Consider the following 24,331-nt stretch of genomic DNA (forward strand, 5'->3'; position numbering starts at 1 on the left):
CGGGGGCGGGGGGCAGCATCAGTGACCGGACGGATCGGAGCGCGGGCTCGCCGCCGTCCGATTGTTGAGCGTCGTGGAGCCTGCGATCTGAAAAAGCCGCAGCAACAAGGCGATCGCCAGAGCCGTTGCGGAAAACGCGACCACGACTCCTGTGATCACTAGGGCCTGCGGCACCGGGTCGTTGCCAAAGCCCGCTGCGGCGCCTCGTCGCCCGACGATGCCGAACAGAAGAAACACGCCGCTGCCGAGCAGATTGAATGCGATGATCTTGCGAAGCGGTTGCGGATTGGCAATCAGGCCGTAGAGCCCGAGCCCGACCGCCGCGGCGGCGCATAGTCCGAAAACCGTCACGGCGCTCATCGCTCAGCGCTCCTTTCAGGTGCACCGGCGAGCAGCAGGCCGAGCGTCGTCGCGATCGTCAGGAGCATCGCGACCTCAATGCTCAGAATTATCGGCTTGGCGAACGCAACGGGATAGGCAAGGAACGCCGACCCAAAACAGAGCCCGCCAAGGCCGACGGCAAGGAACAGGCCGGGGCCGACCACCAAGATGAGACGTAGCCATCGACTGCGCACGGGCGGGGTATCCACCAGCCCGGCCATGATCACCAGCAGCCACATCGATGCGAGAACCGCGCCGCCCTGAAATGCTCCGCCGGGGTGATCAGCGCCCGTCCACAGGATGTAAATGCCGACGACGATGCCGGCGGGTGGCAACAGGCGCGCAAGAAAGGCGAGAACACCATTTGGATCAGCCTGGTGGCGTGGTCCGGGACGACCGCCCCAGGCCTGGTCCGACGCAAGCGACCAGACACCGACGATGGCGAGCAGGAGCACGACCTTCTCGAGCATGGTGTCCATTCCGCGGAATGCCATGAGCACGTTGGTGACGGGGTTGGTCATTCCGGTCGCCCCGGCATTCGCGACGACGGAGGGCGCGAGCGTTGGCGCCGGATCGGGCAGCAGCAGGATCGTGACGGCCAGCGCTGCCGCGATCGACGCGGACAATATGGCCGCGCTCAAGCGCACGATCAGGCTGGGCCCTTCCGTTGTCATCGCCTCGGTATCGCGCAGCCGGGCCGCCGCACCCAACAGCACGACGCCGCCCAGGCCTCCGCCAATTGCAGCCTCGGTCAGCGCGACATCGACGGCGTCAAGACGGACCCAGATCAGCGCAACCAGCAGTCCGTAGGCGATGAAACCGACCGTGGCCGAATAGGTGTCGGGGACGGCGATCGTCCAGATGGCGAGGCCCAGCACCACGGCGGCGAGCGCGATCTCGAACACTGTTGCGATGTTCATTTGCCTGACCCGCTCTGACGTGCCGTGCGCGCGATCAATTGGGAGACGGTGGCGCCAGCGAGCAGCACGAACATCCAGATGCTGATCAGCTTCAGCCCGTCACGCAGGCCTCCTGTTTGGGGGAGCAGCCCGAGCACGACGAAACCCAGGCCGAGGTTATCGGCCTTGCTGAGCGCGTGCAGACGAGTCAGGGTGTCGGGAAAGCGAAGAAGGCCGACGGTGCCGGCGAAAAAAAAGAATACGCCTGCCGACACTCCCGCAACCGTGATGATGTCGCGTGCCACGCTCATCTGTCCTCCCCCGGATCGGCCCCATCGGTTTCGAGGCGGGAGAGCCCCTTCTTGACGAATGCGATGGATGCGAAAGTGGCGAGCAGTGCCAGTATCAATGCCACGTCGACGGCCGCCGGCACGCCTGTCACGGTTCCGAGCAGCAGCAAGACGGCAATGCCGGCAGTCCCGATCAGTTGCGCCGCCATCATCCGGTCGGCATCTGTCGGGCCACGCAAGATCGAGACCAGCCCGAGCCCCAGCATCGCCAGGATCAAGCCGACTGCGGCCGTGAGGAATTCAGTCATTGTAGAGGGCCCGAACCAACGCCGCTTCCTCCGCGGCAAGTTCGGCAACGACCGGTTGCTCGACGTCGAGACAGTGATAGACGAGCTGCCCGCTCTCCTCCCCGGTTGGCACAGTGCCAGGCAAAAGGCTGGTGAGTGTCGTGAACACGTTCCGTTGCATCCCGCGTGAGAGGCCGGTCGGATAGAACACAAATCCCGGCCGCAGCGGCAGCCGGGGATCGAGCGCGCGGCGTGCGACGTCTACGCCGGCGACCACCGATTGGTATAGGAAAAGCAGCGCCAGGCGGACCATGGCAGGAATTGACCGCCGGGATCTGCTCGGCTCCAGCAGGTGCAGGCTTGTCCAGGTTGCTGCCGCGATTGCTGCCGCGGCGGCAGGAATATCTGTCGGATTGGCGCCGGCGAGCACGAGCCAGAGGCAAAGGAAAAATGCGGCTCTGAAAGTCGCAGTTCGCCACGATCCTCCAACCGCGACGACGGCACGCCCATATCGATCACCTGAGGACCCTGTCATCCCGGTTTCCTCGGTTGCCCCCGGATTGTGTCGTCCGGGTCTGCCGTGCTTTGAGGAAGCGCGTTTGCGCGCCCCAGACGAGAATTCAAACGGCGGAGCCGCGGCAGGGGTCGCGACTGCTTCACCTGACGATTGCATCATGCGTCGTGGACGGAACCGGCGACATCGGGTGATTGCCTGATCATGTCTCAGGAATCTGCTGATGGCCGAGCACGGATTCCATCCGGCACCACCGAGTAGATTTACCGATGTTGACGGCGGACTCCTTCGGCAAAAATGCGGATGGCGGTACCGGGGAAAATGCGACTGCGGACTGAGCAATCCTCCCGGCAAGATCTCACTCCCGGAACGGAACAGGTCATGTTCATGCACGGCAGCCGATCCGCGCCCCGAAACATCCTCACTTCGACGCTGGTGACGGCGTTCTCGCTGATGCTGGCAGGATGTGGACGGGAAACCGAAACCAAGGACGCATCTCCGCCGCGGATTGTACGTACGGCGACCGTAGAAAAACGCAAGGTCACAACGCCGCTGACATTCTCCGGACGGGTCGAGGCAGAAGACGAGGTGAATGTCGCATTCCGGATCTCGGGACGATTGTTGAGTAATGACACCAAGATAGGCGACCGGGTCAAGGCCGGCCAGGTGCTGGCACGATTGGAGTCGCAGAATGAACTGAGCACGCTGCGGCAGGCGCAGGCCTCCCTTGCCGCCGCTCAGGGGCAATTGACCCAGGCGCGCAATCACTTCGATCGTCAGGAGACGCTGTTGGCGCAGGGGTGGACCACGCGCGTCAACTACGATGCCGCAACCCAGGCACGGCAAACCGCGCAATCGCAAGTCGATGCGGCCGAAGCGCAACTGAGTTCTGCGCATGACCTCGTTGGTTTCACCGAACTCAAGGCTGATGCACCCGGTGTGATAACAGCCACAGGTCCGGTCGCCGGCGAGGTCGTCCAGGTCGGGCAGATGATCGCCAGGATCGCACGGCAGGACGGTCGCGATGCGATCTTCGATGTCCCCGCTCAATTGATCAGGTCGGCCTCCATCGATCCAGAGATTACTGTCAGCTTGGCTGACGATCCGTCGATAACGGCGCAAGGGCGCATTCGCGAAGTCGCTGCACAGGCCAGTGCTGTGACCCGAACCTTCGAGGTCAAGGTCGGCCTGACGGATCCGCCAGCCGCGATGCGGTTGGGTGCGTCAGTGATAGGGCGAGTGAGTACCACTGCAGGGCCGATGATCGATATTCCATCTTCCGCGCTGACCAGGATGAACGAGCAGCCCGCCGTATGGGTCGTCGACCCGGCCACCGCCACGGTCGCGGTGCGCAATGTGGACGTGCTGCGATTCGATGAAGCGCAGGCCATCATTTCCCAGGGGCTCGACATCGGCGAAATAGTTGTCACCGCCGGCGTTCAGGCGTTGCATCCGGGTCAGAAGGTCCGGATTCTTGGATCCGAGCCATGAGCGGAATTAATCTTTCCGACTGGGCTCTGAAACACCGTTCGCTGGTCGTCTATATGATGATGATTGCGGTGGTCGGGGGGGCGCTGTCCTATTTCCGGTTGGGGCGCAACGAAGATCCCGCCTTCATCATCAAGACCATGGTCGTCCAGGCCGCGTGGCCCGGCGCAACTGTGGAAGAGACGATGAAGCAGGTGACTGAGCGCCTCGAACGTCACTTGCAGGAAACGCCGCATCTGGACTTCCTGCGGAGCTTCACAAGGGCCGGTGTCGCGACCGTCTTTGTAAATCTGAAGGGGAGCGCGAATGCGAAACAGGTGGCCGACACCTGGTACCACGTACGAAAGACGATCGGAGACATGCGTCACACACTACCCGCAGGCGTGATCGGGCCGGGGTTTAATGACGAATTCGGTGATACGTTCGGCATCATCTATGGCTTTACCAGTGACGGCTTCACTCAGCGCGAGTTGCGCGATCGGGTCGAGGACATCCGCTCAAGGCTGCTTCTCGTACCTGACGTGTCAAAGATTGAGCTTCTGGGCGAACAGGATGAAGTGATCTTCGTCGAGTTTTCCACGAAGGAGCTCGCGGCCCTCGGAATTGATCGGTCCGCTCTTATTGCGGCGCTCCAGTCGCAAAACATCGTGCGTCCGGCGGGAACGATTCAGACAGGCTTGGAAAGCATTTCGATTCGGGTATCAGGCAGCTTCCAGTCGGAGCAGGACATCGCCAACATCAATTTTTCCGCCGGCGGCCGCATGCTTCGCCTGAGCGATATTGCGCAGGTGCGACGCGGCTACACGGATCCGCCCCAGCCGATGTTTCGGATCAATGGCAAACCGGCAATAGGCCTTGCAATCGCCATGCGGGATGGCGGCGACATTCTCGCGCTCGGCGCCAATATCAGAAAGGCAATGGCGCAAATCACCGCGAATCTCCCCATTGGGATCGAGCCCAGCCTGGTCGCGGACCAGCCCGTTGTCGTCGACCAGGCGATCCGCGAGTTTACGGTCTCGCTGATGCAGGCGATCGGCATCATCATGGTGGTGAGTTTCATCAGCCTGGGCGTACGACCCGGCCTGATCATAGCGCTGGCCATACCATTCACGCTGGCGATCGTGTTTCCGATCATGGGACTTCTCAGCATCGATATGCAGCGAATATCGCTTGGCGCGCTGATCATTGCGCTCGCATTGCTGGTCGACGATGCGATGACCACGACCGATGCGACGCTCAGTCGGCTCGCAGAGGGCGCCAGTAAGATCGAGGCGGCAACTTTCGCATATCGGACCCATGCAATGGCGATGCTCGCGGGCACGCTGGTGACGATAGCGGGCTTTATACCGGTCGGCTTTGCCGCGAGTTCCGCCGGTGAATACACGTTCTCGCTCTTCGCCGTGGTCACGATCGCACTGCTGGTTTCCTGGTTCGTTGCGGTCATTTTCACGCCACTGCTCGGAGCAGCGATCCTTGTTCCGCCGAAGCAAACAAGTACGGCGGATCCGGGCAGGATCTTCCGCATGTATCGGAGTTTCCTGACTTTCGCGATGCGCGCGAAATGGCTGACGATCGCGATCTCCTTGGCGCTCTTCGTTTGTTCGGTGCTTGCGCTGCCGCTCATCCCGCGACAGTTCTTTCCATCGTCGGACCGTCCTGAATTGCTCGTGGACCTGAGCTTGCCGCAGAACTCGTCAATCCACGCGAGCGAGGCTGCGGCAAAGCGCCTGGATGCTGCCCTTTCGACCGATGCCGATGTGGCGCGGTGGAGCACCTATGTCGGGCGCGGCGCCATCCGTTTCTATTTGCCCCTTAATGTTCAGCTCCCGAACGATTTCTTCACGCAGGCCGTGGTGATCGCCAAGGATGTCGCTGCACGCGAGCGCCTGCATTCCAAGCTCGAAAAGCTGCTCGCGCAGGAGTTTCCTAACGCGATTGCGTTCGTTTCTCCGCTTGAGCTCGGACCGCCGGTTGGATGGCCGGTGCAGTATCGGGTCAGTGGGCCCGACGTGGAACGGGTGCGCGAAATCGCGCTCAAAGTCGGACAGATCGTAGCCTCCAGTCCGGACACCAAGCAGGTGAATTTCGATTGGATGGAACCCAATCGCCAAGTGCGTATTCGCGTGGACCAGAACGAGGCTCGCCTTCTCGGCCTCAGTTCGCAAGCGATCGCGACAGTCCTGAATACGGTCATATCCGGCACACCCATTACCCAGGTTCGCGACGATATCTATCTGGTCAATGTGGTGGCGCGCGCGACCAACGAGCAGAGGGGCTCGCTGGACGGTCTGCGCAACTTGCAGGTGGCGCTGCCGGGTGGGCAGACTGTTCCTCTCAGCCAGTTCGCCTCCTTCGAATATGACCAGGAGTTTCCGCTCGTCTGGCGGCGCGACCGCGTTCCGACCCTGACGGTTCAGGCTGCCATTGCCGGTGACAAGCTGCCGGAGAGCGTGGTTACGTCGCTCTCGATGGCGATCGAGAACTTCAGAAAGAGCCTTCCTTCGGGGTACAGCGTCGTCGTGGGTGGCACCGTGGAGGAAAGTCAGAAGTCGCAGGCGTCTGTGCTGGCGGTGGTGCCGGTGATGCTGTTCGTCATGTTTACCGTCCTCATGGTGCAGCTCCAGAGCTTTCCGAGACTGTTCATGGTGCTCAGCGTGGCGCCGCTCGGCCTTATCGGTGTGGTTGCAGCGTTGATGCTGTCCGGCAGGCCCCTGGGTTTTGTCGCCATTCTCGGCGTACTCGCGCTGCTGGGCATGATCAGCAAGAACGCGGTCATTCTGATCGGTCAGATCGACGCCGAACGCGCTTTGGGCAAGACGGCCTGGGACGCTGCGGTGGATGCCAGCAGTTCCCGTTTTCGGCCGATCATGTTGACGGCCGTATCGACTGTTCTCGGGATGATTCCAATCGCGCCAACAGTATTCTGGGGACCGATGGCATTCGCGATCATGGGCGGACTCCTTGTCGCCACCGTTCTGACGCTGGTCTTCCTGCCGACGCTGTATGTAGCCTGGTTTGCGCGGGAAGAGAAAGAGCGACCGTCCGCGGGATCGCGCCCGGCCTGACGGCCGCTAAAATCGGAGCAGCCAAGGCACCAGCGCCAGGGTCGTTACCATGACGACGACGGTAAAAGGGACACCAATCTTCAGGAAATCGCCGAAACCGTAATTGCCCGGTCCGACCACCAAGGTGTTCACCGGCGAAGACACAGGCGTCATGAAGGCGGCCGAGGCTGCGATGGCGATAGTCATCGCGAAGGGATACGGCGAGGCGCCGATGTCCTTCGCGACAGCGAGCGCTACTGGCGCCATGAGCACCGCGGTTGCCGTATTCGAGATGAACAGGCCAAGGGCAGCCGTGATCACGAAGAGCAGCGCCAACAGGACTCGCGGTGATGCCTCGCCCGCAAGATGCGTCACCGCGTCGGCGGCGAGATCGACGCCACCGGTTCGTTGCAGCGCCAGCGAAAAGGGCAGCATGCCGACAATAAGGACCAGGCTCTTCCAGTTGATCGAGGCATAGGCACTGTTGAAATCCACGCAGCCCAGCAACCCCATCAGCAAACAGCCGATCAGAACCGCGTGCACGTTCGGCACCACACCGCTGACCATCATACCGACCGTCAAAGCCAGCACCGCCAGAGCCTGAGGTGCGAGGTTCGCGGCCGGCAGAACCTCTTTGTGCTCGGTCGGCAGGTTAAGGACGACAAGATCCGAGAATTCGGATCGCAGCTTGCGGATGTCAGACCAGAAGCCGGTCAGCAGAAGGGTGTCACCGACCTTCAAGGTCTCATCGAGCAGCCCCTGGCTCACGACCTCGCGACCGTGCCGCAACCCCAGCACCGTCAATCCCATTTCGCTGCGCACCCGCGCTTGCAAAATGCTCTGGCCAATCAGCTTGGACTCCGCCGGAACAATGACTTCGACCATGCCGATCTCCTGCGAACGATCGGTGAAGTAGCCGCAATCGCCCAAAGGGAGCTTTTCGACCATATAGTCATTCAGCATCCGGTTGGTTTCGGCAGGGGACGCGATGACATCGAGCAGCAAGATCTGCCCCGCGGCGAGCTCGGTCCTTGCGTTCGGGCGGATCGCCTCGGACCCGAAGCGGCCGGGAAGCTCGATGGCGAGCAAATTCACGCCACTGTTCCGGAGCGGGAGCTCTTCCAGGCGCTTGCCGACCAGCGGCGAGTCAGTCAGCACGCGTACGCGTAAGGCGCGATCGGTGAGGCCATACTGCGTTACCCAATCAAGCAAGTTCGGCTGACGGCGCTCGCCGTCCACACGCTTGGCCGAGACGGGCAGAAACCGCCGCGCGAACAGCATATAGGCAATGCCGAGCGCCAGGAATGTGAGCCCAAAGGGCGTGAAGCTGAAAAAGCCGAAGCCTGCCGCACCCTGGCGGATCAGCTCGGCGTTGACCACGAGATTCGGCGCCGTCGCGACCAGGGTGAGCATGCCACTGATCAGGGCCGCAAAGCTCAAGGGCATCATCAGCTGGCTCGGCGCGGCGCCCGTGTTCTGACAGATGCGCAGCACGACCGGGATGAATATGGCCACCACGGCGGTCGAACTCATGAATGCACCGAGCCCGCTGACCGCGAGCATCAGCAGCACCAGCATGCGCGTCTCGCTGCTGCCGGCGGTCGCATTCAGCCAGTCGCCGAGGCGACGCGCCACACCGGTGCGCACCAGCCCTTCTCCGATCACGAAGAGGCCCGCGATCAGCACGATGCTGGGATCACTGAACCCCGCCAGCGCCTCGTTGATGGTAATCACCCCAGTAAATGGCATGATCACGATCATCAGCAGCGCGACCGCATCCATGCGCGGGCGATTGGCCATAAACATCACGATCGCGGCCGCAAGCAGCAGAAGAACCAAAGCAAGATTGGTGTTCATGCGGAAATACCCGGTCGGTTAAGACGCAAACCAATCATCCTGCGCAAACTGCTCATCCTGCGAATGGCCAGAGCATGGGCACGAGAAACGTGCCTACCAGGAAGAACCAGAGCAGCAACGGTAGACCCATCCTCCAGAAATCGCCAAATCGATAGCCGCCGGGGCCCTGCACCATGAGGCTCGCTGAGGCAGCGATTGGCGTAAGAAAGGAAGCGGCCGCAGCCACCGCCACCGTCACCAGCGCGGTGCGCGGCGAGACACCGACGGCTTCCGCGGAGGCAATCGCTATCGGAATGACGATGAGTGTCGTCGCCGTGCTGCTGATCAACTGGCCGATTAGCGCCGTGAGCAAAAATAGCCCCGCCAGCAGCGCGTACGGGCTCGCATTGCCGACAATGGCAACGAGTGTATCGGCGATGAGATAGGCTGCACCCGTCTTGTACATGGCGGTCGAGAGCGGGATCAGCGAAGCGACCATGATCAGCACGTTCCAGTTAATCGCCCGATAGGCTCGTTCGATCTTGAGTACGCGCAACAGGATCACTGCGCAGGCCGCCGCCAATCCAGCGACGACTCTTGGCACGACGCCCGTCGCTAGCAGCGTAACCATGACCGCGAGAATGACAATGGCGCGTATGGAGCCGGTGCCCAGGGGCCTGGCCTGGCTGCGGATCATGTCAGGGGCAGCAACGACGAGCACGTTGGGATCTCGCCCGTACTCCTCAAGCGCTTCCCAACGGCCTTGCAGCAACAGCGTGTCACCCGCCGCAAGAACGGTTTCGCCCGGTCCGAGATTCTCGCCGCCGCGTTGAACGCCCAGGATAATCAGATCGCCACTTTCGGTGACCATGCCGGGGAAGACGGTCTCACCGATCAGACGAGAGCGGGGCGGCAGCACCACCTCGGAAAAGCCATGGCTATCGTTGAACAGTGCCTCCCGCATTTTGCCGATCGTCTCCTGGCATGGCGTCAGGCCATGCTGCTCCGCGAACGCGTCCATCGCTGCCTGCTCACCGCGCATGATGAGCCGATCGCCTTCCACGAGAGAGTGTTGCCACGAGATGCTGTTCTGGCGGCGAGGGCGGATAGCGATGAAGCTGAGTTCCGGGTGGTTCTCGCGCTCCAGCCGCGATTCCAGCACTGCCTGCAACGTGCCGCGATAGGGCGAGGCGGCGGTGATCTCGAGCTGGTACACCTGGTCAAACAGCTTGTATTGCTCGGTCAGCATGCGCGAATGGTGGCTCAGATCCTCCGGCATCTCCCGGCTAGTGCGCACCGGCAGCAGCGTATCGCCGAAAAGAATCACGATGGCCACGGTGCCTGCCAGGAGCGGTACGCCGATCACCGTCATCTCGAAAAAGCCGAAGGGCGCGAGACCGACATCGCTCGCCGCGTCGGAAAGCAGCACGTTCACAAGGCTTCCGGTCAGTACCAGCATCGAACCCGAATAGGAGGCGAAGGCGAGAGGCATCATGAGTTGCGCAGGCGGACGCTTGAGCCGGACGGAGACGATCACCAGCACGGGCAGCAGAGCAGCCACTGCGCCACCCGAGCCGATCAGCGCCGTGAGAAAGGCCACTAGCAGCATCGACAGCACCAACAGGCGTGTCCGGCTTTCGCCGGCGTAACGGATCAGCACCTGGCCTGCCCACGTGGTGACGCCGGACGAATCCAGGCTGGCACTCACCACGAAGAGCGAAGCAATGAAGAGTATCGTGGTGTCGCCGAAACCTGCCAGCGCCTCGGAGAGCTCCAGAATGCCGGTCGCGTAAAGCACGAGTGTCGCACTTAGCGCCACGACCGCGACTGGCACCAGGTTCGAGACGAACAGCAGCACCATCGTGGCGATGATGGCGAAGGTAATGATTATATGCGGCGTCATCGCACCTCGCGAGGGCGGTCTGGCCCGGAGCCAGCGCTGCTTGCCCGTGCCGCTCTACCGCGACAGCGCTTCCAGAATACGTGCCCAGGAGCGGATGCCCTTATGGAAACTCTTGAGATTGTACTTCTCGTTCGGGCTGTGGATGCGGTCATCCTCGAGACCGAAGCCCGCCAGCACCACGTCCATGCCCAGCGATTGTTTGAGCTGATGGGTCACGGGAATGGAGCCGCCACCGCCGATGAAGACTGCGGGCTTGCCCCATTCGGCCGTCAGTGCGTCACGCGCCTTGCCGAAGGCCGGGGCCTCGATCGGGAAGCGGATCGCCTGACCCGCGCCATGCTCCAGGAATTCCACACGGCAATCGGCCGGGACGCGTGCATGCACATGCTCCCGGAAGGCTTTGCGGATGGCATGGGGGTCCTGATCGAAGACCAGGCGGAAAGACACCTTTGCCGATGCCATGGCGGGAATCACGGTCTTGAATCCGGCCCCCTGGTAGCCGCCGCCCATGCCGTTGATTTCGCAGGTCGGGCGCGACCAGACCATCTCCAGCGCGTCGCGGCCCTTCTCGCCGGCAGGAATCGAAAGCCCGATGGCGCCGAGGAAGGACTTTGCGCTGAAGTTCAGGCTGTCCCATTGCTCGCGCAGCGCCTTGGGAAGTTCCGGTACGCCGTCATAGAAGCCGCGCAGCGTGACGCGTCCGTTGTCGTCGTGCAGGTCAGAGAGGATGCGGGCGAGGATGCGGTTCGGATTGGCCGCGGCCGAACCATAGAAGCCCGAGTGCAGGTCGCGGTCGGCGGCGTGTATGATGACCTCTTCACCGCAGAGTCCGCGCAGCATAGTCTGGATCGCCGGCGTCTCGGGGTCCCACATGTTGGTGTCGCAGATCAGGCCGATATCTGCGCGCAGTTCGGCGGCATGGGCATCGAGAAAGCCGGGCAGGTTCACGCCACCGGATTCCTCCTCTCCCTCCAGCAGGATCGAAACCGGAATCGGCAGTTTGCCGGTGACCGCCTTCCAGGCGCGGCAGGCCTCGACAAAGGCCATGAGTTGGCCTTTGTCGTCGGCGGAGCCGCGGCCCGTGATGATCTTCGCGCCATCGGGCATCGTCTGGATAGACGGGTCAAAGGGATCGCGCTCCCAGAGCTCGAGCGGATCGACCGGCTGCACATCGTAATGGCCGTAGAACAGTGCCGAGGGACCGGGCACGCTGCGGTCATGTGCCACGACCATCGGGTGCCCCGGTGTCGGGCGCACCGAGGCGTCGAAGCCAATGCTCTTGAGGTCGGCCACGTGCCATTCGGCATTGGCCGTACATTCGGCCTTGTAAGCCGGATCGGTCGAAATCGACTTGATGCGCAGGATCGCGAACAGACGCTCAAGAGCCGCATCGAGATTTGCGTCGACGTTGGACAGGACATCATCGAGCTTGGTCATGGAGCCCTCCGGAGGGTCTTCTGAGCCGTTGGTCAGTACGCGGGCGCGATCGCCACATTGTCCGTCGTAGCAAACGCTGTTTCTTGCCAGGAGGTTACGATTGCTATTCGTTCCTTCCGTGCTTACGCGGCGCCGGGTCGGGAATTTCGCCTGGCAGGAAGTTGGGCAGCTTCCCTGCCGGGAAAATCGCAAGCAAGGCAACGCCAGCCATGATGATGAGGCCAATTTTCAAAGCGCGCAATCGCACGACAGTGTTGACGCGCACTGCTTCCGCCACTTGAGCCGGAGAGGCCGTGGTTTGCTCCATCACGCTCTGCAGCCGGTCATTGCTGATGAAGGTGATGTTATCCAGGTCCAGCTGCGCCTGTATCTCAGGCGGCAATTTTGGATTTTCGGCGATGGCGATGGTCCGCAAAACAGCCGCGCTTAACAGGCCGACGAGGAGTGCCCCGGCCACCGCTGTGCCGACGGCCGCGGCGAGATTGTTGGTCGTGCCGCGCAGCGAGCCGACGTCGCCTGCGAGTTCTTTCGGCGAAGCCGTGACCAGCACGTTGAACAGCAGTGTGACCAGCGATCCCTGTCCAATGCCGAAAATCACGAGCCCAAGGAGAACCGGGACGGCGCTCCAATCATTCCTCACGACAAAGGCGAGCCAAAGGAGCGCCACAGTGCAGAGTATGAAGCCATAGCGTCCGATCTGCCTCGGCGTGAACCGACCATAGAACCGCACGATCAGCATCGCAGCGAAGAAGACGGTGAGGTTGAAGGGCATCATGGCGATTGTTGTCGCTAGCGGCGTGCGCCCCTGCACGATCTGGATGTATAATGGAACCGAGAAATTGAGCATTGCTTCCAGCGCTACGACAGCAAACATCGCGTACACCGCCGCCCGCTCCTGCGGGGAGTCGATCACCTCGAGCGCAAGAAGCGGTGTCTTCCCCGCAGCCTGCTGTCTGTGGGTCCAACTCAAAAAGCCCTGACCGAGCACGATACCCATCACGATCATGATCGGGGCGGGAGATACGCCAAAGAGGTCGAATGGCGCATTGGGCCCCGCCAATCCCAGCCCCCACCGATTGAGGTTGTTGAAACCGAAGCTGATCAGAATGATGGCTGCGGCAGCGAGAATGACACCTACGAAATCGATCCGGACCTCCGGACGCGCCTCATCGGGCTTGAGACGAAAGCTCAAAAGGAAAACCACAGCCGACACGGCGATCAGAATCCCGAACGCAGGGCGCCATCCGATGAATGTGCCTAGAGTACCGCCGATGACAAACGCCAGGACGCCCGCAGCGGCGCGCGCGGAACCCAATGCGCCAACGGCTGTTGCCTGCTGCCGCCCCTTGTAGTTTTCCGCGATAAGCGCGACCAACGACGGTACGATCACCGCACCAGCCGCGCCGGACAAGGACTGCGCAGTAATCATGAGATCCGCGTTTGGACTGAACGTCATCAATACCTGCGCGGCGCCGAACACGGCAACGGCAACGCGGAATACGTGCGTCGCCCCGTAGCGCTGTGTCAGCTTCGCACCGAGCATGACGAAGCCGGCTACAAGCATCGAATAAGCCACGATACCGGTGGCGACAGTCGTGGGCGGAACGCCAAAACTGTTGACCATCCCTCCCAGCGCAACTGGCAAGGAGGCGACGTTGAAGGACATGATCATCTGGCCGAGGGCGATGGTGATCATCGGCACCCAGGATGCATTCTCTTCTTCAACGGAGTGAACCGTCGTCGCAGATGCCATCGTCATGGCGTGTCCCCTTGTCATTTTTTTCCGAAGTCCAGCCACAGTCAGTGCGGGCTGAATCTACGACAATTGCAAACCTACGCTTCCGGGTTGGACATGAACAAATCCATGCCCAGCCGCTGCGACAGATACTTCGCTACAAGCTGTCCCTTGACGCTGTTTCCGGCGCTGTCGAGCGGCGGCGCAAAAGTCCCCAGACCGCCCTTTCCGGGGGAGACCGTGACGATCCCGCCGCCGATGCCGCTCTTGCCCGGTAGCCCGACATCGTAAAGCCAATCGCCTGATGTCTCGTACATTCCGGCAGTGGTCATGACGGCCAGTGCGTAGTGGCAGACCGACGGATCGACCACGCGCACTTTCGTGATGGGGTTCACGCCACCGTCCGCCAAAGTCGCACCCATCACCGCCAGATCCTTGGCACTCACATTCAGCGCGCATTGTCTGGTGTAAAGATCGGTCGCCTCTGCCGGATCACAGTAAATCCGTTCGAAACTCTGGAGCAGGCGGGCGATGCTCTGGTTTCGGAAGTTAGTCTCCGTCGCCGAGGCATAAACCTCGTCGTTAAGCGCAAGCGGACGTCCGGCGAACTGTGACAATCCGTCGTAGATGAACTTCCATTTCGCATCAGCCGTCGTTCCCGGTACGAGGCTTGTCGTTGCAATCGCGCCCGCATTCACCATGGGATTTGTCCGGCCATCGGGACTTCGTTCGACGGCAGCGAGCGAGTTGAACGGAAGGCCGGTCGCGTTCGCTCCAAGCTTCTGACGTGCCTGCGCCGCGCCGAGGGCCTGACAGACCAATGCAAAGATGAACGGCTTGGAAACGCTCATGATGGAGAATTCGTATTCGGCCGCCCCTACGGCGTAGACCGCGCCGTTGGTGCCGACCACGCAAACGCCGAACAGGTCGCTCGGCACTTCGGCGAGAGCGGGATATACTTGAGAGTTCTTGCCGTCCGTATTTGATTTGTAGCGCGCGTACACCTCGTCGATCAGCGAGATGACTTCCGCTTCGGCCGGCAAGTGTCCGGTTGATACGTAGGAATAGTTGTTGTCGGCATCGGCGTTCGCATTCATTGCGCGTTCCAAGCCTCCATAATGAGAAGCACCGAGGGAGCCCCGACATGTGTCGGGTCAAACGCCCTCACTCGCCGTTTTCGTTCACTGCCTTTAACGAGGCCCAACGGACCGTCATCTAACGTTGATTTTCCTTGGTGAACAATCAGGCCATTTACCCGGACATCTCGGGGTTTTTCCGGGTTAGGGCTGCCTTGCGCCTCATAATCCCCAAGGCAAGCCCAGCAGGTACCAGACGACGAACAGCACGGTCCAAATGATGGCCATCCAGAGAGTGTACGGCAACATCAGCGCGACAACCGTCCCGACGCCCGCTTTCTTGTCGTAAATCTGGGCAAATCCGACCACCATGGCAAAATAGGCATTGAGCGGGGTAATCGCGTTGATCGGCGAGTCGCCGACGCGGTAGGCGGCCAGGACGGCCGCGGGATCGACGTTAAGCTGCACGAACACCGGCACGAAGACCGGCGCGAAGATGGCCCATTTGGCGATCGCCGGCGTGAACACGAAGTCCAGGATCATGACGACAATGATGAAGCCAACCAGCAGCCACAGCGTGCCGATATTCGCGCTCTTCAAGACATCGGCCATCGTCAGGGCCATCAACGTTGGAATGTTGCTATAGTTGAAGTAATCGACGAACTGGCTGATGACGACGAAGAGGAGGATGGTGCCGCTCAGCGAAGCCACCGCCTTGGTCATGGCCGCGATGACGGCCGCGGAGCTATTCACCGTTCTCGCGCCGATGCCGTATGCGATCCCGGTTGCAAGGAACAGCACCATGATGACCCCGATCAGGCCGTTCATGAATGGTGAGTTGCCGATCAGGACGCCCGTCGTCGGATTGCGCAGGGGCGCGCCCGACGGAACCGTTAACAGAAGGAACAGGATCACGACCCCGAGCAGCGCAAAGCCGCTGTACCTCAGCCCACGCGACTCGTCGGCGGAAAGCTGCCCTCCGTTCGCCTCCGGCTGAGTATTGGCGGTCTTCTCGGCCTGGTAAGCGCCCAGCCGTGGCTCGATGATCCGGTTGTTGATGAGCGCGATGACGATGGTCAGGACAACAACGGAGGCGATCGAGAACGAGACGTTGGCGGTCAGATCCAGCGACGTGGTGGGGTTGACCATGTGGATTGCGTCGTTGGTGATTTCCGTCAGAACGGCATCAAGCGGCTTGATGATCATGTTCACGGTGAATGCACCGGCGACTGCGGCAAATCCCACAGCGAGCCCGGCAAGAGGATGCCGGCCAACGCTCAAGAAGGCGGCGCCGGCCAACGGGATCAACACCACATAGCCGGCGTCTGCGGCAATGCTGGACAAGATGCCGACGAACGCGACGATGTAAACGAGTGCCCAACTCGGAGAGACGGCCACGAGTTTTCTGATCAACGCGTTGATCAGGCCGGCTTCCTCGGCGACGCCGACGCCCATCATGGCGACGATCAACAGCCCAACCGCGGTGAAACCCATGAGGTTTGGCACGAGCCGGGTGTAAATATGACGAATTCCATCCGCCGTCAGCAGGCTATTGGCGGCAGAGGTCGCGGTCTCGATCTTGTGAGTATCCGGGTTGATGACCTGATAGGTGACGCTTGCCCCCAACATGTAGAGTAAGTGAGACAGCACCAACACGATGGCGATGAGGATCAGAAATATCACGACCGGGTGCGGGACGCTGTTTCCGACACGTTCGACAGTGTCGAGGGCTCTTTGCGTCATCGTCTTCGATGGCGGCGTGTTCGTGGCGTCACTGCGCGCGCTCATGTCGGAAATCCTCCCACTCCATTAGCGACGGCTGGAGCAGCGCTGGTACCATGATGATCCCTGCTATGAGAACAGCGAGGAAGGATCGGACGCCAATGCGCGCTCGAAACCGCTGATCTCGTAATCAACGCGACGACCCCGCTACTCCTCTGACGAAGATGCCAGCGTCATCGCCGCGAGTGCGGCGACGATCTGAAAGGACCATGGAGACACGGAGGCCTCTCGGGAGAGGATTGCTCATCCTTTCGCGATCTGTCCGTTCATACGCTGCCTTACGAACAATCAATAAGACGCATCAAAATCCAGCTGAATACCGAATGCGCCTAGATTGTTCCGGGGCAATTACCGACCCGAACGAACGGCTGTGTCAGCAAGGCTTCCATGTCTGCCTGCGAAGCAACAAGACTGTCTTCAGAACCGCACAGTGGCCGAGCCAAGGATGCGATTGGCGGTACCAGAGCCGGTGCTGACCGGGGCTGTTGCTGCGGTGCCGCCGTACACGTCCCGATGGGAGTAGACATATTCAAGACCGACGTCGAGCCATCCGGTCCCGACGCTGTTGCCACGAAGCTCGGCGAACGGGCTCCAGATCAAATTGACGATCCCCTGCTGCATGGTGCTGTTCAACGACGTCGCCGAGGCAGATCCCGGCACGAACAATTGCGCATAGGACGGATATTGCTGCCATGCGTAGGAGTAGACGAAATTGCTGCGCAATTGCGGTGTCCAGAAGCGGCGGTAGCCTGCGCTCGCGCCATAGGTCGGCAGGGCGTCGAGGCTGGGATCGACAACGCCGGGCAGGCCGATGTTGGACAGCGCATCCTGGCCGAAGGTATTGGCGCCGAAATAGCGCCCGATGCCTTGGCCGTAATAGGCCATGCCAACCAGCTCGTCCGGACCGAAAGCTGGTGACAGCCATCTCATTGGGAAGCGACCGCTACCTGCGACACCCCAACCGGCGGTATTGCGCTCGACCGCTGGCGGCGCCGCCGCCGTACCAGCCGTGCGGATGGTGAGATCGCGCAGCAGGCCGCGCAGGTCGAGGCCCAGGCCATCGTTCCGGTATTCGAGCCGGCCGAGTAGATCGGGCACGGAGGCAAATGACGGACTCAATCCACCAAAGCCAGCCGGGGTGCTGATCTGCGTGAATACGCCTGCCGCGGACGTGTACTGCGTATCCGGCATCTCGATCGAAACGTGCCCGGTCAATCCCGGAGCCAATGTCGCGGTCGCCCGAACCTGCGCCTGGCGCACGAATGACTGGTTGAGATTGGTCGAGAAGTTCACGGTTTCATAGACGCCCTCGTTCCACAGGCTGTTCGCCCAGCCGACCAGGACACGAAACTGTTCGCTGCCGACCTCGCCCCAGGCCTGACGGAGCCGAAAGACCGCATTGGGTGAGGCTGCCGTGCCCCCGCCGAAGTCGCCTTCAAAGCGGGTTTCCAGAGTGCCCCAGGCGGTCGCCGTGCGCGTATCCATACCGATGCGGCTGAACCGGGCGGACAATCCGGTATCGCCTCCCTGGATGTCGGCGGGGCTTCCGGAAAGCGGAATGGTTTGCACTGTCGGCGCATCGGACTGATTGCGGCCATTGAAGTCGTGGTAGCTATTGACGTTCGCGAAACCGTAGAATCGCACCTCGGACTGCGAACCCGGGATGCGCAAGGACAAACCCGGGAGATCGGAACGCAGCGCGTCCTCGCCTTCGCCGTCGAACTGACTGCCCATCGGTTCGGGTGGACGCAGGCCCGGAATGGGCGCCGCCGCGGCTTGTGGAGGGACCGCAGCACTCGCAGTCATTCGCGGCTCAGTCGGCGCAACCGGAATCGCAGGCGGCTTTTGCCCGGCGGTCGGTGCGACGACGTCACGACGTGCGGTGGCGGCCTGGGACTTCGAATGCTTATCGCGCGTTTCGAGTTCGTCGACGCGATGGCGCAGCGCGCTGATCAGCTTGTCACCTTCTGTTGCGCGGGCTTGCAGCGCATCGAGACGGCGCATCAACTCTTCCATGGAAGGTTTCTGCTCCTGACTGGCGGGTGTCTGCGCCAAAGACGGACCGGAAAATATTGCGATTGATGCAACGCCGCAAAGCACTCGGAATGTTCGCACGCAAGCCTCCTGTTGGCACGTTCGGGGCACATCGAGTTTTGCGCTTGATTTCAGCGATCGCAAGCCAGCTCTATCGAAGGTCGAAATTTTCGGCAAGATTGTGCCATTTCGGTTGTACCGCAGCGCGGTTGCATCGCGCTCGGTCGGCTCAACATCATCCTGCAGCGCAGAAAGCGATCTCAGGATAGGGAGGGGTGCGTGAAATCGAAATGGCTCACAATCCCACCACTGTGCGCTGCGTCCCATATCGTCGCGTCTTGGGTGTCGCCGCCATATTTGCGTGGCACGAACTGCATAGTCATATGCCGGAATTCATGCCAGTCATGCGAGGTTTTGGTCTTCGGAGAATACAACCTGCTGGCTGAGGGTAAGATCGAGCGTATAATCCGATCTATCCCCTAGGGCGTTTCCTGTAGTCCGGTGATCGATGCTGGGACGACTGGAGAGGGGAGCTTTCGAGATTGAGCGTTGAGTTCGACCTCGAAAACGACCCGGAAAGTTGGGTGCGTACCGTGAAGCCACACAGTTCTCCTGCTTGCGAGCCGGCGCGTCCCTTTATCGACGATCACCTGATTGGCCAGGACGCAATTGGCGATCGCTCATATTGGACACACTCCGAAGAGCTCCTTTTCGCGGTCCGCCCCTCACGTGGCGGGCGCTTCGTGTACGAGGCAATCAATCAGGCCTTCGAGGCTCTCCTTGGAATGTCGCAGCAGGAGGTCCGAGAGCTGGACGTCTTCGAATGTCTTGCCAAGGAAGACGCCGAGCGTCTCTGTGAAATCCTCCAGGCATGTCTTGCGGAAGGAACCGAGGCCAAAATCCAGCACAGTCTGATGCTCGGCGGCTTGCTGCGGGATGTCGAGACAACCGTTGTTCCGATCCTCCATCCCATGGCCGGCAATGCGGCCCGGTTGATTGGCGGTCATCGGTTACTCCACAAGGAGGGGCTCGACTGTGTGACTGAAGAGGCTGCTTTCCTTCACGGGGACGTCAGCCTGATGTCCATCCGCGAGGACATCCACCAGCGGATCGCATCGGAGCTTCATGATTCGACATGCCAGGAGCTGGTTGCCGCCAGTCTTGGTGTGATGCGTGTCCGCACTTGCCTCGATAACCCGCGCGGCGTCGAGCGGCTTTGCGATGATATCGACGCGTCGATCGACGCGGCACTCAAGGAAATCCGCTCTCTGACCTATCTGCTCCATCCCCAGGATCTGACGGACCGGGGACTCAAGGCGACGATCGAGCAGCATGCCTTGGGGTTTGGTGCACGTACGTCGTTGCGGGTGAGCACGAGGATTCCCACCGCCGTCGATCAGCTACCTTACGCGAGCCAGCTCTCGGTGCTGCGGGTCGTTCAGGAGGCGCTCACGAACATATTCCGCCACGCGAAGGCGACGGAGGTCAGAATCGGCGTCGAGGCAATCGAGGGTCACTTCCATCTGACGATCAGCGACAACGGGCGCGGTTTTCCGGTCGATCACACAAAACGTGGCAACGGTGCGATATCGTCCGGTGTCGGCATTCCCGCCATGAGAGCGAGACTTAAGCAGCTTGGGGGCACGTTCGAGATCCGGTCCAATCCTGCACCGCGACACACCGGCACGACGCTGTGCGCGGTGTTCCCGCATGGTCTCATGACCAAAAGGCGCAGCCGGCGCGCGTCACTGAAATCATAAGCCAGCGTGTGCACGGAATGACGGAGATCAGGGACCCCGAGGGCAGGCAGTCTCTGTCCGTCGGTTCCCGGAGTTCCCTCCACGAAATGAAGGCTGATCGACGATGATCGTGTAGCGGTCCGATTTGGGCTGCGCGCGGGCAAGACCCGTCGATGTCTGATTGGAAACGCCGATGTTTGGTACATCCGCCCGGAGATATCAGGGTTTTGCAGGATAACCCATTGAAGGATAATCGGTAGATTGGCACACTTGACTGCTGGAAATCTCCATCCATTGCCCGACAGGTTCTGGGCCCGCATACGGGAACGACGCCGTGAAACGCATCGTGATTGCGGATGATCATGAAGTCGTACGTTCCGGGCTCCGAGCGATCGTTGAGACCCGCTCAGACTGGATCGTCAGCGGAGAGGCGACCAACGGCGAGCAGGCTGTGGCCGTGGCGGTGGAGACGCGTCCGGACGTCGTGATAGCCGACTATTCGATGCCGCTGATGAACGGACTTGAGGTCAGCCGCCGCCTCAAGTCGATGCACCTGCGCACCGAAGTATTGATCCTGACGATGCACGAGAATGAGGAATTGCTGACTGAAGCCATCCTGGCTGGCGTTCGCGGCTTCCTGTTCAAATCGGACGCCAGTAGGCACCTGATCTTCGCGATCGAGGCCTTGCTCGATGGCAGACCTTACTTCACGGGCGTTCTGTTGGAGAAGTTGCTCCACGAATACCAGGCCGGCAAGCAAAATACGTCCGACATGCTGCTCACCGCGCGCGAGCAGGGCGTTGTCCAGCTTATTGCAGAGGGACACACCAACAAGTCGATCGGCGTCATCCTGAAGCTGAGCGTAAAGACCGTCGAGACCCACCGCGCGTCAGCGATGCGCAAGCTCAGAATGTCATCGACGGCCGAGCTCGTCCGCTACGCCGTTCGCAGGAAGCTCGTCAATCCTTGATGGAGCTTTCAATGCGAGTCGCCGCCTCGCTAGCGATCAGCGACAACGCGTTCTCCCGTTGGAAACGCCGCGATTTTCGCTGGAGCGACAGCGGTGCTGTCAAGGTCCGGACTTGGGCAGACCCGCTCCAGGAGCATCCGGGCATTTCCTTCCAGCGGCCCGAGGCTCGAAAGCACGACGTTGATCTCCCGAATTCGACGATACAACGTCGAGCTCGGCACACCTGGCTGACCGGCAGCGCAATGACGGATTATGATCGTCCGACGGACGCCCATTTTCAGCCGCATAAGCCTGGGATGCGACCGGCAAGTCATTGAAACCGCAGCTGACTCTTAATCAGCGGGTCCCAGGTTCGAGCCCTGGTGCGCCCACCAAGCTTTTCAATAGCTTAGGGGTTTGTTACGGTCGTCATTCCGACAGACGCGCCGTGGCTATTCCGACAAACCGGCTGTCTTTGTTCTTTCTTCTCGCCGTTTCTTCGTGCCGGAAATTAGCTGTTTCCGTGTGCGCTTTGCATAGGTCGGCAACTGCCGCGACGAGCGATGGCGGCCGGCGGCTCTGAGCTCAGCGTCCATCAGATCGCTGTCGGCTCCCTCGGTAAAGCCGCCGTGGCGGAATGATGTGAAGGACAGCTCTTCACGGAGATCGGCTGCACGGACGATCTTCTTCACGACCCCGCGTAGGTAGCGAAGATCCTGCTTGGCTGTGATCCAGGGCAGCGGGGTAGGTGACCGCCGGTGCGAATGGTCGCGTCGAAAGACCAGGCCGCACACGGTCGTCTGCTTGATTTCGTCGAGCTCGGCCATCAGCTCCGGGAATAAGGTCTCCGCCAGTCTCATCGAACACTGCGAGCAGCAGCTTGCCATTGGTTAACTCCATCGCATGGGTTTTCCGCCGTTGGCCGCACTCTCCTGAGCAAGTATTGCGATACGCGTGGCGCGCAGGGCCTCGTTTGCCGCAATCTGCAAGGTCTCGCCGCGGGCGAGATGATCAAAGACGAAGCTGGCGGGCGAGGCGCCCACGGGCAGGTCGATTTCGCGCCGGGGTCTCGTCGCCGTCTCGACGAGCAGTCGATTTTCCGCGAACAGAACGTCAGCACGACCCTTTGTCCCGGAGATCCGCATGGCATAGTCGCCGTGCCGTGGCGATGCTTCGGGCTGGATCCAGTCAACTTCGATCGCGAATTCCGGTCCGCCATCGCAGGCGAGAATAGCACGCCCCAGCGCGGGAAAGTTCGTCGTGCCGGCAGCCGGGGTCGACGAAATCCAGCCGCTGATTGTGCCGCTGGTGTATCCCGTCAACCAAAGGGCCAGATCAATATCGTGGACCGTGAGGTCAGCGAGGATGCCGCCATAAGTTGATGGTTCGAACATCCACGCTGGACGTCGGCTTGGGACCAGCTTGTGCGGCCCGGTTGCAGTGATGGATACAATGTCTCCAAGTTGGCCGCTGTCGATCACGGATCGGAGTGCGAGCGTGACCGGATAAAACCGCTTCTCGAGCAGAAGAGTGAGCAAATTGCGCCCGGCGAGCGTCTCCTCGATAAGCGCAAGCTGGGCCAGGGTCACAGCCATGGGCTTGTCGGCGATCGCGAAGATGCCGCGGCGTAAAAGTTCGACGACGATTGGCGCGCGAAGACCGAATTCGGTGAAGACTGCTGCGGCCCGAACCCGATGCGCATCCAGAAGCGCATTCGGGTCGGCGTAGCCGGGCGTCTTGGTACGTCGTTCGAGCTCGGTGCGCCGCGCTGGGTCATGATCGGCGACGGCCACGACCCTGACGTCGGTTCTGACAGCGATCTCTGACAGCACGTATTCGACATGCGGGTGGGCTGCGCCGATGATGGCGATGTCGAGCATCTCGGAGCTAGCTGGCATGAATGGCCTCCGCTGCGATCTCATTGGGGCTGACGGCGCGACCTTCGGCAGCTGAGCGATAGATGGCGTCAACCAGTCTCGCAGCTTCGAATCCATCCCTGAACGTGCTCGCAGGCGGCCGTTGCTCCCGGACGGCGCGAACGAAGTCGCGCCATTGGGCGATATGTCCGCCGATCCCGATGGCCTTGGGATCGCTGGCGGCACTGCCAACCCCGGCCGCACTTGGCGGCTCCGCAATGCCGGGAAAATCCCAGCGCACGATGCTGTCGTTTGCGAGCTCGCAACTGCCGCGGTCCGTGAACAATCGAAGCATGGCCGGCCGTCCCGGAGGCAGCGCCGTACTCGTCACGATCACGCCGAGCGCGCCGGATGCGAAAGACAGCAGCGCCGCCGTCGTGTCCTCGACGGCGTGTGCGTGTCCGAGCGTCGTCGTCTTGCCTTGAACGCTATCGACGGCTCCGAACAGCCAGAGCATCAGGTCGAGATTGTGAACACCCTGATTGAACACCGAGCCGCCGCCATGCTCCGCTTCGCTGCGCCACGGCTTCTCCGCATAGTAGGCGTCGGAGCGGTACCAATGGATCGCCGCCTCGATCAGGCGCGGCTGTCCAAGATGACCCGCGTCGAGCAGAGCCTTGATCGCCTGGTGCTGCGGTTCGAGACGGCGCTGCGAAACCACACCGCACGTCAGTTGCGAGCGCTCGGCGGCGCGGACCAGGGACGCAGCCTCGGCCGGATCGACGCAGAGCGGCTTCTCGACCAGCACGTGCCGCCCCGCCTCGATCGCAGCAAGCGCGACGTCATGATGCGCGCCGCTCGGGGTGCAGACCACGACCGCGTCGATCCCGGCATTCGCCAGCATCGCCTCGGTGGTCGCGAATGCCGGAACGTCCTCGCCATTCATGCACGCAGCAATCTGCTCAGGCGTGCCGCCGGCGATCGCGGACAAGACGGTCTCGTCGAGCGCCCGTATTGCCCGCGCGTGTGTTTCGCCGATCGCTCCCGGACCGATCAACCCGATGCGAAGCCGGTTCATGTC

19 protein-coding genes are annotated in these 24,331 nt (G+C 61.4%); 4 read left to right on the plus strand and 15 right to left on the minus strand.

The window, feature by feature from the left end; genetic code table 11:
- Window positions 1–18: 18 nt before the first annotated feature.
- Genes ACVJ5M_RS13600 through ACVJ5M_RS13620 form a run of 5 tightly spaced genes read right to left on the minus strand, consistent with a single transcriptional unit; the run spans window position 19 to window position 2,533 of the window.
- Complete coding sequence (locus ACVJ5M_RS13600) at window positions 19–360, minus strand: NADH-quinone oxidoreductase subunit K (protein ID WP_231142871.1); 342 nt, start codon at window positions 358–360, stop codon at window positions 19–21.
- Entirely contained in the window at window positions 357–1,286 is a 930-nt protein-coding gene (locus tag ACVJ5M_RS13605) for an MnhB domain-containing protein (RefSeq protein WP_231142869.1), read from the minus strand. Before ACVJ5M_RS13605 ends, ACVJ5M_RS13600 begins: the two co-directional genes overlap by 4 nt.
- Before the next feature lie 11 nt (window positions 1,287–1,297).
- Complete coding sequence (locus ACVJ5M_RS13610; RefSeq protein ID WP_028152034.1) at window positions 1,298–1,591, minus strand: cation:proton antiporter; 294 nt, start codon at window positions 1,589–1,591, stop codon at window positions 1,298–1,300.
- On the minus strand, window positions 1,588–1,878 hold the full coding sequence (locus ACVJ5M_RS13615; protein ID WP_071911305.1) for a monovalent cation/H+ antiporter complex subunit F: 291 nt from the start codon (window positions 1,876–1,878) through the stop codon (window positions 1,588–1,590). The genes ACVJ5M_RS13610 and ACVJ5M_RS13615 overlap by 4 nt, the downstream gene beginning before the upstream one ends.
- The gene (locus ACVJ5M_RS13620) at window positions 1,871–2,533 is read right to left on the minus strand and encodes a Na+/H+ antiporter subunit E (RefSeq protein WP_354099564.1); all 663 of its coding nucleotides are present in this window, start codon (window positions 2,531–2,533) and stop codon (window positions 1,871–1,873) included. The genes ACVJ5M_RS13615 and ACVJ5M_RS13620 overlap by 8 nt, the downstream gene beginning before the upstream one ends.
- A 225-nt stretch (window positions 2,534–2,758) precedes the next feature.
- Between ACVJ5M_RS13620 and ACVJ5M_RS13625 the strand changes: the two genes are divergently transcribed.
- Both ACVJ5M_RS13625 and ACVJ5M_RS13630 read left to right on the plus strand, forming a co-directional pair.
- Window positions 2,759–3,862: an efflux RND transporter periplasmic adaptor subunit gene (locus ACVJ5M_RS13625; RefSeq protein ID WP_231145359.1), complete on the plus strand. Its 1,104-nt coding sequence runs from the start codon at window positions 2,759–2,761 to the stop codon at window positions 3,860–3,862.
- Window positions 3,859–6,924, plus strand: coding sequence for an efflux RND transporter permease subunit (locus tag ACVJ5M_RS13630; protein WP_231142865.1), 3,066 nt, complete (start codon window positions 3,859–3,861; stop codon window positions 6,922–6,924). The genes ACVJ5M_RS13625 and ACVJ5M_RS13630 overlap by 4 nt, the downstream gene beginning before the upstream one ends.
- Window positions 6,925–6,930: 6 nt before the next feature.
- On the opposite strand, the gene ACVJ5M_RS13635 is transcribed toward ACVJ5M_RS13630, so the two are convergent.
- The 7 genes from ACVJ5M_RS13635 to ACVJ5M_RS13665 all read right to left on the minus strand — a co-directional run bounded on the left by ACVJ5M_RS13635 (window position 6,931) and on the right by ACVJ5M_RS13665 (window position 18,688).
- Window positions 6,931–8,760 (minus strand): SLC13 family permease, encoded by a 1,830-nt coding sequence (locus tag ACVJ5M_RS13635; protein WP_231142863.1) that lies wholly within the window; start codon window positions 8,758–8,760, stop codon window positions 6,931–6,933.
- Between the two features lie 52 nt (window positions 8,761–8,812).
- On the minus strand, window positions 8,813–10,642 hold the full coding sequence (locus ACVJ5M_RS13640; protein ID WP_231142861.1) for an SLC13 family permease: 1,830 nt from the start codon (window positions 10,640–10,642) through the stop codon (window positions 8,813–8,815).
- A gap of 54 nt (window positions 10,643–10,696) precedes the next feature.
- On the minus strand, window positions 10,697–12,079 hold the full coding sequence (locus tag ACVJ5M_RS13645) for a M20/M25/M40 family metallo-hydrolase (RefSeq protein ID WP_231142859.1): 1,383 nt from the start codon (window positions 12,077–12,079) through the stop codon (window positions 10,697–10,699).
- Window positions 12,080–12,182: 103 nt separating this feature from the next.
- Window positions 12,183–13,838, minus strand: a complete 1,656-nt coding sequence (locus ACVJ5M_RS13650) for an MFS transporter (RefSeq protein WP_456679339.1) — start codon at window positions 13,836–13,838, stop codon at window positions 12,183–12,185.
- Window positions 13,839–13,912: 74 nt separating this feature from the next.
- Entirely contained in the window at window positions 13,913–14,911 is a 999-nt protein-coding gene (gene glsA, locus ACVJ5M_RS13655; RefSeq protein WP_231142855.1) for a glutaminase A, read from the minus strand.
- A gap of 201 nt (window positions 14,912–15,112) precedes the next feature.
- A complete protein-coding gene (locus ACVJ5M_RS13660) occupies window positions 15,113–16,678 on the minus strand; it encodes an AbgT family transporter (protein ID WP_166343451.1) in 1,566 nt (521 codons plus the stop codon).
- A 411-nt stretch (window positions 16,679–17,089) separates the two neighbouring features.
- A complete protein-coding gene (locus tag ACVJ5M_RS13665; RefSeq protein WP_231142853.1) occupies window positions 17,090–18,688 on the minus strand; it encodes a DcaP family trimeric outer membrane transporter in 1,599 nt (532 codons plus the stop codon).
- Between the two features lie 560 nt (window positions 18,689–19,248).
- Here ACVJ5M_RS13665 and ACVJ5M_RS13670 point away from each other — a divergent pair.
- Complete coding sequence (locus ACVJ5M_RS13670) at window positions 19,249–20,466, plus strand: sensor histidine kinase (RefSeq protein WP_231142851.1); 1,218 nt, start codon at window positions 19,249–19,251, stop codon at window positions 20,464–20,466.
- A 313-nt stretch (window positions 20,467–20,779) separates the two neighbouring features.
- Complete coding sequence (locus ACVJ5M_RS13675) at window positions 20,780–21,415, plus strand: response regulator transcription factor (RefSeq protein ID WP_028152046.1); 636 nt, start codon at window positions 20,780–20,782, stop codon at window positions 21,413–21,415.
- 431 nt (window positions 21,416–21,846) lie between these two features.
- Here the strand turns inward: ACVJ5M_RS13675 and ACVJ5M_RS13680 are convergent, their stop codons facing one another.
- The 3 genes from ACVJ5M_RS13680 to ACVJ5M_RS13690 all read right to left on the minus strand — a co-directional run bounded on the left by ACVJ5M_RS13680 (window position 21,847) and on the right by ACVJ5M_RS13690 (window position 24,328).
- The gene (locus ACVJ5M_RS13680) at window positions 21,847–22,221 is read right to left on the minus strand and encodes a hypothetical protein (RefSeq protein ID WP_354096364.1); all 375 of its coding nucleotides are present in this window, start codon (window positions 22,219–22,221) and stop codon (window positions 21,847–21,849) included.
- 63 nt (window positions 22,222–22,284) lie between these two features.
- Window positions 22,285–23,292: a Gfo/Idh/MocA family protein gene (locus ACVJ5M_RS13685; protein WP_085399020.1), complete on the minus strand. Its 1,008-nt coding sequence runs from the start codon at window positions 23,290–23,292 to the stop codon at window positions 22,285–22,287.
- Window positions 23,282–24,328, minus strand: coding sequence for a Gfo/Idh/MocA family protein (locus ACVJ5M_RS13690; protein ID WP_063981788.1), 1,047 nt, complete (start codon window positions 24,326–24,328; stop codon window positions 23,282–23,284). Before ACVJ5M_RS13690 ends, ACVJ5M_RS13685 begins: the two co-directional genes overlap by 11 nt.
- Window positions 24,329–24,331 lie beyond the last annotated feature (3 nt).

The organism is Bradyrhizobium sp. S3.7.6 (genome assembly GCF_054061875.1).

Coding starts and splice junctions, on each gene's coding strand:
- ACVJ5M_RS13600 (WP_231142871.1), bottom strand. CDS start 360: ATGAGCGCCGTGACGGTTTTCGGACTATGCGCCGCCGCGGCGGTCGGG.
- ACVJ5M_RS13610 (WP_028152034.1), bottom strand. CDS start 1,591: ATGAGCGTGGCACGCGACATCATCACGGTTGCGGGAGTGTCGGCAGGC.
- ACVJ5M_RS13615 (WP_071911305.1), bottom strand. CDS start 1,878: ATGACTGAATTCCTCACGGCCGCAGTCGGCTTGATCCTGGCGATGCTG.
- ACVJ5M_RS13620 (WP_354099564.1), bottom strand. CDS start 2,533: ATGATGCAATCGTCAGGTGAAGCAGTCGCGACCCCTGCCGCGGCTCCG.
- ACVJ5M_RS13625 (WP_231145359.1), top strand. CDS start 2,759: ATGCACGGCAGCCGATCCGCGCCCCGAAACATCCTCACTTCGACGCTG.
- ACVJ5M_RS13630 (WP_231142865.1), top strand. CDS start 3,859: ATGAGCGGAATTAATCTTTCCGACTGGGCTCTGAAACACCGTTCGCTG.
- ACVJ5M_RS13635 (WP_231142863.1), bottom strand. CDS start 8,760: ATGAACACCAATCTTGCTTTGGTTCTTCTGCTGCTTGCGGCCGCGATC.
- ACVJ5M_RS13640 (WP_231142861.1), bottom strand. CDS start 10,642: ATGACGCCGCATATAATCATTACCTTCGCCATCATCGCCACGATGGTG.
- ACVJ5M_RS13645 (WP_231142859.1), bottom strand. CDS start 12,079: ATGACCAAGCTCGATGATGTCCTGTCCAACGTCGACGCAAATCTCGAT.
- ACVJ5M_RS13650 (WP_456679339.1), bottom strand. CDS start 13,838: ATGACGATGGCATCTGCGACGACGGTTCACTCCGTTGAAGAAGAGAAT.
- glsA (WP_231142855.1), bottom strand. CDS start 14,911: ATGAATGCGAACGCCGATGCCGACAACAACTATTCCTACGTATCAACC.
- ACVJ5M_RS13660 (WP_166343451.1), bottom strand. CDS start 16,678: ATGAGCGCGCGCAGTGACGCCACGAACACGCCGCCATCGAAGACGATG.
- ACVJ5M_RS13665 (WP_231142853.1), bottom strand. CDS start 18,688: ATGGAAGAGTTGATGCGCCGTCTCGATGCGCTGCAAGCCCGCGCAACA.
- ACVJ5M_RS13680 (WP_354096364.1), bottom strand. CDS start 22,221: ATGGCCGAGCTCGACGAAATCAAGCAGACGACCGTGTGCGGCCTGGTC.
- ACVJ5M_RS13685 (WP_085399020.1), bottom strand. CDS start 23,292: ATGCCAGCTAGCTCCGAGATGCTCGACATCGCCATCATCGGCGCAGCC.
- ACVJ5M_RS13690 (WP_063981788.1), bottom strand. CDS start 24,328: ATGAACCGGCTTCGCATCGGGTTGATCGGTCCGGGAGCGATCGGCGAA.